Annotated in this window: 11 protein-coding genes; 3 read left to right on the forward strand and 8 right to left on the reverse strand. The window is 57.1% G+C overall.

The genetic code is table 11. The features are described 5' to 3' along the window. Positions 1-15: 15 nt before the first annotated feature. From uvrA to ACW81B_RS13030, 3 genes are read left to right on the forward strand one after another with little or no spacing between them, the layout of a single operon-like run. Positions 16-2,865, forward strand: a complete 2,850-nt coding sequence (gene uvrA, locus ACW81B_RS13020; RefSeq protein ID WP_491580650.1) for an excinuclease ABC subunit UvrA — start codon at positions 16-18, stop codon at positions 2,863-2,865. Between the two features lie 31 nt (positions 2,866-2,896). Next, positions 2,897-3,454, forward strand: coding sequence for a hypothetical protein (locus ACW81B_RS13025; RefSeq protein ID WP_491580651.1), 558 nt, complete (start codon positions 2,897-2,899; stop codon positions 3,452-3,454). Continuing rightward, positions 3,399-3,971, forward strand: a complete 573-nt coding sequence (locus tag ACW81B_RS13030; protein ID WP_491580652.1) for a TlpA family protein disulfide reductase — start codon at positions 3,399-3,401, stop codon at positions 3,969-3,971. Before ACW81B_RS13025 ends, ACW81B_RS13030 begins: the two co-directional genes overlap by 56 nt. Before the next feature lie 127 nt (positions 3,972-4,098). Here ACW81B_RS13030 and ACW81B_RS13035 read toward each other — a convergent pair whose 3' ends face one another. The 8 genes from ACW81B_RS13035 to secY all read right to left on the reverse strand — a co-directional run. Then, complete coding sequence (locus tag ACW81B_RS13035) at positions 4,099-4,851, reverse strand: SAM hydrolase/SAM-dependent halogenase family protein (protein ID WP_491580653.1); 753 nt, start codon at positions 4,849-4,851, stop codon at positions 4,099-4,101. 111 nt (positions 4,852-4,962) lie between these two features. Beyond that, positions 4,963-5,358, reverse strand: coding sequence for a 50S ribosomal protein L17 (gene rplQ / locus ACW81B_RS13040; protein WP_491580654.1), 396 nt, complete (start codon positions 5,356-5,358; stop codon positions 4,963-4,965). 24 nt (positions 5,359-5,382) lie between these two features. Further along, a complete protein-coding gene (locus ACW81B_RS13045) occupies positions 5,383-6,396 on the reverse strand; it encodes a DNA-directed RNA polymerase subunit alpha (RefSeq protein ID WP_491580655.1) in 1,014 nt (337 codons plus the stop codon). Between the two features lie 24 nt (positions 6,397-6,420). Continuing rightward, on the reverse strand, positions 6,421-7,047 hold the full coding sequence (gene rpsD, locus ACW81B_RS13050) for a 30S ribosomal protein S4 (RefSeq protein WP_491580656.1): 627 nt from the start codon (positions 7,045-7,047) through the stop codon (positions 6,421-6,423). 15 nt (positions 7,048-7,062) lie between these two features. Continuing rightward, positions 7,063-7,452 carry a 30S ribosomal protein S11 gene (rpsK, locus tag ACW81B_RS13055; protein ID WP_491580657.1) on the reverse strand — a complete coding sequence of 130 codons (390 nt, stop codon included), beginning with the start codon at positions 7,450-7,452 and terminating at the stop codon, positions 7,063-7,065. 25 nt (positions 7,453-7,477) lie between these two features. Continuing rightward, positions 7,478-7,834: a 30S ribosomal protein S13 gene (gene rpsM / locus ACW81B_RS13060; protein WP_491580658.1), complete on the reverse strand. Its 357-nt coding sequence runs from the start codon at positions 7,832-7,834 to the stop codon at positions 7,478-7,480. A 118-nt stretch (positions 7,835-7,952) separates the two neighbouring features. Next, on the reverse strand, positions 7,953-8,066 hold the full coding sequence (gene rpmJ / locus ACW81B_RS13065; RefSeq protein ID WP_132971181.1) for a 50S ribosomal protein L36: 114 nt from the start codon (positions 8,064-8,066) through the stop codon (positions 7,953-7,955). A gap of 22 nt (positions 8,067-8,088) precedes the next feature. Then, on the reverse strand, positions 8,089-9,196 hold a 1,108-nt coding region (secY, locus tag ACW81B_RS13070), incomplete at its 5' end, for a preprotein translocase subunit SecY (protein WP_491580659.1).

Here is a 9,196-nt window from a genome sequence, read left to right on the forward strand (position 1 = left end):
TTCGCCGGAAACAGTATGGACACCATTCGCCTGCGCGGTGCGCGCACGCACAATCTGCAAAACATCGACCTGGATCTGCCGCGCGACCGGCTGATCGTGATCACCGGCCTGTCCGGTTCCGGAAAATCGTCTCTGGCCTTCGATACCATTTATGCGGAGGGTCAGCGCCGCTACGTGGAATCGCTGTCGGCCTATGCACGCCAGTTCCTGTCGATGATGGAGAAACCCGACATCGACCATATCGAAGGGCTGTCGCCAGCTATTTCGATTGAACAGAAGTCCACCTCGCACAACCCGCGCTCGACGGTTGGCACCATTACCGAAATTCACGACTACCTGCGCTTGCTGTTTGCGCGCGTCGGCACACCGCGCTGTCCCGACCACGCCATCACCCTCGAAGCCCAGACGATCAGCCAGATGGTCGACCATGCCCTGGAACAGACACCTGGCTCACGCTGGATGCTGCTGGCGCCAGTGGTGCAGGATCGTAAAGGCGAACATCTGGCGCTACTGGAAGAACTGCGCGCGCACGGTTTCATCCGCGCGCGCATTGATGGTGAAGTGATTGAACTGGATGATCCGCCGGAACTGGATCTGCGCCGCAAGCACAGCATCGAAGTGGTGGTTGATCGTTTCAGGATTCGCGACGACCTCAAGCTGCGGCTGGCCGAGTCTTTTGAAACCGCATTGCGCCTCGCCGATGGACTGGCACGCGTCGTCAGCATGGACGACAACACGGAAATCACCTTCTCCGCCAAATTTGCCTGCCCGAAGTGCGGCTACTCCCTGTCCGAGCTGGAACCGCGCCTGTTTTCCTTCAACAACCCGGTTGGCGCCTGTCCAACCTGTGACGGACTTGGCGTTCAGCAATCGTTTGATCCAAAGCGGGTGGTTGCAAACCCGCATCTGAGTCTTGCCGGTGGTGCGGTGCGTGGCTGGGACCGACGCAATGCCTATTATTTCCAGCTCATCAGCTCACTGGCAGACCACTACGGGTTTGACATTGAAACACCGTTTGACGAACTGCCGGAAAATATCCGGCAGATCATCCTCTACGGCAGCGGCAAGGAGAAGATCGAATTCCGCTACATCAACGAACGTAACGGCATCAAGGTAAAATGCCATCCCTTCGAGGGCATACTGCGCAACATGGAACGGCGCTACCGCGAAACCGAGTCCAACGTGGTGCGCGACGAACTGGCGCGCTACCTCAGCACGCACCCCTGCCCGGAATGCGAAGGCACGCGACTCAACCGCGCCGCCCGTCACGTGTTTGTCGATGAACGCACGCTGCCGCAGATTGCAGGACTCCCGATTGGCGAGGCGAGTGAGTTTTTTGCCTCGTTGAAATTGCCCGGGCAGCGTGGCGCCATCGCTGAGAAAATCGTCAAGGAAATCCGCCAACGGCTGGAATTCCTGGTCAACGTGGGGCTCAACTACCTGTCGCTGGAACGCAGCGCCGACACCCTGTCCGGCGGGGAGGCGCAGCGTATCCGGCTGGCCAGCCAGATTGGCGCCGGGCTGGTTGGTGTCATGTATATTCTCGACGAACCGTCCATTGGACTGCACCAGCGCGACAATCAACGGCTGCTTAACACCCTGACCTTCCTGCGCGATCTCGGCAACACCGTCATCGTCGTTGAACACGACGAGGACGCCATCCGTTCCGCCGACCACCTGGTGGACATGGGTCCGGGTGCCGGCATACATGGCGGCAAGGTGGTGGCACAGGGCACACCGGACGAGGTGATCAATAACCCGGCCTCACTGACCGGGCAGTACCTGAGTGGCGCACGACGTATCAAAGGCCCTGACAGGCGCACCCCCAATGACCCCCACAAGCAGTTGCGTATCCGCAAGGCCAGCGGCAACAACCTGAAAGATGTGGACCTCAATATCCCGGTTGGCCTGATGACCTGCATCACCGGCGTGTCCGGCTCGGGCAAATCCACGTTGATCAACGACACACTGTACCGGCTGGCAGCGGCAGAACTCAATGGCGCCAGCACGGAACCGGCAGCACACGAATCTGTGGAAGGTCTGGAACTGTTCGACAAGGTAGTAGATATCGACCAGAGCCCCATCGGCCGCACACCACGCTCCAACCCCGCCACCTACACTGGCCTGTTCACACCGATTCGTGAACTGTTTGCCGGCACCCAGGAAGCACGCTCGCGCGGCTACAAACCCGGGCGCTTCAGTTTCAACGTCAAGGGCGGCCGCTGCGAGGCCTGCCAGGGCGATGGCGTTATCAAGGTCGAGATGCATTTTCTGCCGGATATTTATGTGCCCTGCGATGTGTGCAAGAGCCAGCGCTACAACCGCGAGACACTGGACATCCGTTACAAGGGGCGCAACATTCATGAAGTACTGGAGATGACGGTCGAGGATGCGGCGGAATTCTTCAGTGCAGTGCCGGTTATCTCACGCAAACTGCAGACCCTGCTGGATGTCGGCCTGTCCTATATCCGCCTCGGGCAAAACGCCACCACACTGTCCGGCGGCGAGGCGCAACGCGTCAAACTGTCGCGTGAGCTGTCCAAGCGCGACACAGGAAAAACCCTGTATATCCTCGACGAACCGACCACCGGCCTGCACTTCCACGACATCGAACAGTTACTGCGTGTGCTGCACAGGCTGCGTGACCACGGCAATACTGTGGTCATCATCGAACATAACCTGGATGTCATCAAAACCGCGGACTGGGTCATTGACCTTGGCCCGGAAGGCGGCAGCGGCGGCGGTGAAATCATCGCCTGCGGCACGCCGGAACAGATTGCTGCCAGCAAAACATCGCACACCGGGCATTTCCTGAGGCCGATACTGGAACGCGAGCGGAACCATTCCGATACCGATGCTGCCTGAAGAGAGAAGCATTGAACCCGTGAGGAAAAACATGTCTTACCGCTTGATCACAGCGCTCCTGCTCTGGCCGCTGCTCACCCATGCCGCCGGGGTGCAGCGTGAATTCAACCCGCAAACGGGCATTGAACGCATCCAGGTGGAACACCCCGGCTTCAGCCTCAGACTGTTGCCACTGGCCCCGGACTACGTGGCGGCTGTCTTCAGTGCGCGCGGCCTGCCACAGGACATTGTCGACGCCACACGCGGCTACTGCACGTTTGGCACTATTCTGAAAAACACCGGTCAGCAACCCCTGCACTACCGCCTGACAGACTGGCGCTTTGTGACACCCGATGGCAAGACACACCACCTCAAGACCAAGTCGGAGTGGCTGGAAGAATGGAAACACCGCAGTCTGGCGTTCCGCTGGATTCTCCTGCACGAGGAACAGACCTACCAGCCGGGCGATTGGGGACAGGGTTTCACCACAGTGCCCCTTCCCGCGGGCAGCCGGTTCGACCTGTACTATTCATGGACACAGGGTGATAAAACCTATGAAGACAAAATTGAAGGCGTGCACTGCGCACCTGCCACCCCACCCGATGCGTAACACGCTTGCCGCCGTCACACTGATACTGACCTGGCTCGCGCCGACCCTGTCGTTTGCGGCACTGGGACATGGGCTGTCACGCCTGCCCGCGCCCGTCATGGCGCCGGACTTCACGCTGGAAGATATGGACGGCAAAACCTATACCCTGTCGAAACTGCGCGGCAAGGTGGTCATGGTCAACTTCTGGGCAACCTGGTGCCCACCCTGCCGCGAGGAAATCCCGTCGATGGAAGCGGTATACCAGGCGCTACGGGACAAGGGTTTTATCGTGCTGGCCATCAACCAGTGGGAAACGCCGGACCATGTATTCTCCTACATGGGTCAACTGGATGTTTACCCGACTTTCCCCATCCTGTTTGACCGTGACAGCAGCGTATCGGACCGCTATGGCGTAAAAGGGCTACCGACAACCTTGCTGATCGACAAGCAGGGACGGGTGGTCTACCGCGCAGTAGGCGGTCGTAACTTCAATCACCCCAAGGTACGCGCACTCATCCAACAACTCATTGACAAATAAAGGAAGATTATCCGTTTATCACCCGGAATACTCAAACAGACATAAACCCGGGTTTCCCCCTGAGGCGCCCGATCGTATAGCCGCCAGATCAGGTCTGTCAGTGTTAGCTGTGATACTTGCACCTGTCTTATTGTTCACCGCTGGATATTACCTCTACCTTGTCGCCAATACAGAGTCCGGCGTAACGTGATGCATCGCCTCTGTTCATAGCGATTTCAACAAGCCCGTTTGAATTCCGGTACCAGAACAATGTATCTGTCTCTGCCTCGGCAAAGGTACGTCGATAACTGCACCGATGCCCGGCAACATCCATGACAACACTATCCGACAGTTCAACAGCATTCAGCCCGGTAATCGCGTTACCGTAGCTGTCGAGGTATATCACTTCGGGCAATTCTTCCGGCCAGTCCGGAACAACCAGCTCACGGCTGTCGATAGGCTCCAGCCCGTCTATATTGTCCACCGCCAGTCTCGCCGCTATCGGGGCAAACAGGTCGCGACCATGGAAGCTGTCGGATAACTGTGCCGGACGCCAGCGAATTTCAAATGCCCTGGCCTTGTGGCTTCGGCGTATCAACATACTGAACAGGCCATTGTCAGGACCGACAAACCAGAGATCATCAATCAGCAACGCGATCGGCCGGCGCACTGTACCGACACCCGGGTCAACCACACACAGGCAAACTGTGTCTGCGGGGAGGTACTGCATATACGCCGGCAACAGGTAGGCGCTCGCCTTTACGTTGCAAGCGGGAAGGTCAGGGAAAAGATCCACCACACCAATACCAGGCGCCTGCACATTCAGCACAACCCGCATCTGGCCAATGTAGGGTCCGGAAACACCGAAGTCAGTAAAAATCGCTATCATGATGTCCGGCATGCTATGACTCACGCACTGTCACTGCAACATGACAGAGGTGATGAATACCTCCAGGCACAAAAAAGCCGGGTAAAAACCCGGCTTTCAGGATAGAGCGCCGGACAGCAGCGCTTATTCTGTAACAGCCTCGAATTCATCGACATCCGTCTCGGGGCGGTCGACCAGTTCCACCAGCGCCATCGGCGCCTTGTCACCGGTACGGTAACCCATCTTGAGGATACGCAGGTAGCCACCGGGGCGGTCCTTGTAACGCGGACCAAGCTCATTGAACAGCTTGGTCACGACGTCACGATCACGCAGGCGGGCAAACGCCAGGCGGCGCTTGTGTACGCTGTCGGTCTTGGCCATGGTGATCAGCGGCTCGGCGACGCGACGCAGTTCCCTGGCTTTCGGCAAGGTCGTCCTGATCACTTCATGATTCAGCAGGGACGCAGCCATGTTGCTGAACATCGCCTTGCGATGACTGCTGTTACGATTCAGTTTTCGTCCACTTTGACGGTGACGCATGGTTCTATACCTACTCTAAAAGTCTTACAGGGCGGAAATGGGCTGCTTCTCGCTTTCCTTGAGTCCTGCCGGCGGCCAGTTCTCCAGGCGCATGCCCAGTGACAGTCCGCGGGATGCCAGGACATCCTTGATTTCAGTGAGCGACTTCTTGCCAAGGTTCGGGGTCTTCAGCAACTCGACTTCGGTGCGCTGGATCAGATCACCGATGAAGTAGATGCTTTCCGCCTTCAGGCAGTTGGCCGAACGTACCGTCAGCTCGAGATCATCGACCGGCCGCAGCAGGATCGGATCGACATCCGCTTCCGGTGCTTCCTGGGCAACTTCTTCCTTGCCCTGCAGGTCGACAAATACAGACAGCTGGTCCTGGAGGATTGTCGCCGCGCGGCGAATGGATTCCTCGGGATCGATCGTGCCGTTGGTTTCGATGTCGATAATCAGCTTGTCGAGATCGGTGCGCTGTTCAACACGCGCGGACTCAACGTTGTACGACACCCGGTATACCGGCGTAAAGCTGGCATCCAGTCGCAATGCGCCTACCATAGTGCTGTCTTCATCTTCCTGCTCGGCACGGGCCTTGGCCGGTACATAACCGCGCCCCGTTTCCACGTGCAGGGTCATGTTCAGTTCGCCTTCCTTGGTCAGGTTGGCGATAACATAGTCGGGGTTCACAACTTCCACATCGTGGTCCAGTGTGATGTCGCCGACTGTCACGGCGCCAGGCCCTTTCTTGCTCAGTTTCAGGGTGGCTTTGTCGCGGTTATGCATCCTTAAGGCAACACCCTTCAGGTTGAGCATGATTTCCATCACGTCTTCCTGCACACCTTCAATCGAGGAGTAGGAATGCAACACACCCTCGATTTCAACACTGGTGACAGCGCAGCCCGGCATGGACGACAGCAGAATCCGGCGCAACGCATTGCCCAGTGTGTGACCAAAACCGCGCTCGAGCGGTTCCAGCACCACTCTCGCGGTACGCTCGTTAATTGATTGCACGTCTACAATACGTGGCTTCAGGAACTCGGTAACCTTGCCCTGCATGAAAAGCCCTCTTAAGCTGTTGCTTTACTTGGAGTACAACTCGACAACAAGATGTTCATTGATTTCGGCCGGCAGATCCGAACGTTCCGGAAGCGCCTTGAACACGCCTTCCATCTTTTTCGCATCCACGTCGATCCAGTCAACAAATCCGCGCTGCTCGGCAACCTCAAGTGCAGACTGCACGCGCAGCTGCTTGCGTGATTTTTCCGCGATCGCCAGGCTGTCATTCGGTCGAACCTGGTAAGACGGGATGGTGACACGCCGTCCGTTCACGGTAATGGCATTGTGGCGTACCAGCTGGCGCGCTTCGGTACGGGAAGCAGCAAAGCCCATGCGGTAGACCACATTGTCCAGGCGACCTTCCAGCAGTTGCAGCAGGTTTTCACCCGTTGAACCTTTCTTGCCAGCGGCGGCCTTGTAATAGTTACGGAACTGACGCTCCAGCACACCGTAAATGCGACGCATCTTCTGCTTCTCGCGCAACTGGGTCGCATAGTCAGACAGGCGCGTACGGCGCTGTCCATGCTGGCCCGGCGGGAATGGACGATTCTCGATCGCACATTTCGCGGTGTAACATTTTTCGCCTTTCAGAAACAACTTGGTGCCTTCTCGACGGCACTGGCGACATTTGGGTCCTGTGTACTTGGCCATTTGCTCTCCTCCGCCTTACACGCGTCGCTTCTTGGGCGGACGGCAACCGTTGTGCGGAATCGGGGTCACATCGGTAATGTTAGTGATTTTGAAACCGGCATTATTCAGGGCACGCACCGCGGACTCGCGACCCGGACCCGGGCCCTTGACCTCGACCTCGAGATTCTTGAGACCGAATTCCTTGACCATCTCGCCCACGCGATCAGCCGCCACCTGCGCAGCAAACGGTGTGCTCTTGCGAGAACCACGGAAGCCGGAACCACCGGCGGTGGCCCATGCCAGCGCATTACCCTGGCGATCGGTGATGGTCACGATCGTGTTGTTGAACGACGCGTGAATGTGGGCGATACCGTCAACCACATTCTTCTTGACCTTTTTCCGCGTACGAGTTGGTGCTTTTGCCATGTGCTATCTACCTGTTACGAATACTTTATCGGCGAATCGGGCGACGCGGACCCTTACGGGTACGTGCGTTGGTGCGCGTGCGCTGTCCGCGCATCGGCAGGCCGCGACGGTGACGCATGCCACGGTAGCAACCCAGATCCATCAGACGCTTGATGTTCATTGACACGGTACGGCGCAGATCGCCTTCTACCGTGTACTTCGCCACTTCATTACGAATGCTCTCGACTTCAGGTTCGGACAGATCCTTGATCTTGGTGTCCGTGCTGACGCCAGTCGCTTCACAAATTTTCTTCGCCGTCGCGCGGCCGATGCCATAAATGGCTGTCAGCGCAATCACTGCGTGTTTCTGCGGCGGTACATTAATCCCGGCTATACGAGCCATGAATCTGATCTCCTCAACGGGACAAAGCGGTCTGCGTGTCGCGAAACGCACAAGAATACCGGGTTTTGCCCCTTATTTCAATCTAAAACCAAACAATTATCGATGTTTGACGCCTGTATCAACCCTGACGCTGCTTGTGGCGGCCATCCTTGCAGATAACCCGGACCACACCCTTGCGACGGACAATTTTACAGTTGCGGCAAATGCGTTTTACCGATGCACGAACTTTCATGATTCACCTGTTTCAATCAACGCTAACGCAGCAGGCCGGAACGTCCCTGGCCCTTGAGGTTAGCTTTTTTCATCAGACTCTCATACTGGTGAGACACCATGTGAGACTGAACCTGGGCCATGAAGTCCATGACCACGACGACAATAATCAACAGCGACGTACCGCCAAAGTAGAAGGGTACGTTCCAGTACAAAATCAAAAACTCCGGCAACAGACAGACCGAGGTGATATAGATGGCGCCCGCCAGTGTCAGGCGCGTCATCACACCATCAATGTACCTTGCTGTCTGCTCACCTGGACGGATACCGGGGATAAATGCCCCCGACTTCTTCAGGTTGTCAGCGGTTTCCTTCGAGTTGAAGACAATCGCCGTATAGAAAAAGCAGAAAAAGATAATCGCCATTGCATAAAACAGGATATACAAGGGCTGTCCCGGCGACAGTGCCTGGGAGATATCTTTCAGCCAGCCAAATCCTTCGTTGCTACCGAACCACTGACCCGCTGTTGCCGGGAACAGGATAATGCTCGACGCAAAAATCGGCGGTATAACGCCCGCCATGTTCAGCTTCAACGGCAGGTGCGTGCTCTGCGCCGCGTACATTTTGCGGCCCTGCTGCCGTTTCGCGTAATTTACGGTAATCCGGCGCTGTCCGCGCTCAACGAACACCACGAATGCCGTTACCGCAATCGCCAGCGCGAACAGGAACAGAATACTCAGCGTATTCATTTCACCGGTCCGCACCAGTTCCAGCGAACCGCCGATCGCCGCCGGCAAGCCAGCAACGATACCCGAGAAGATGATGATCGAAATACCGTTACCGATACCACGCTCGGTCACCTGTTCACCCAGCCACATCAGGAACAGTGTCCCGGTCACCAGGCAGGCGACCGATGAAATAATGAACGGCATTCCCTGCAAGACAACCAGCGGCTGTCCGCCAACCATCTGCCCCTGAAGCGCCGTCGAAATACCAATCGCCTGGAACGTGGCCAGCACAACCGTACCGTAGCGTGTGTACTGGGTGATCTTTCTGCGTCCGGCATCGCCTTCCTTCTTCAACTGCTCCAGCGTCGGCACGGTATATGACAGCAGCTGCATGATAATCGACGCCGAAATGTACGGCATAATA

The sequence above is a fragment of the Thiogranum sp. genome (assembly GCF_058323355.1).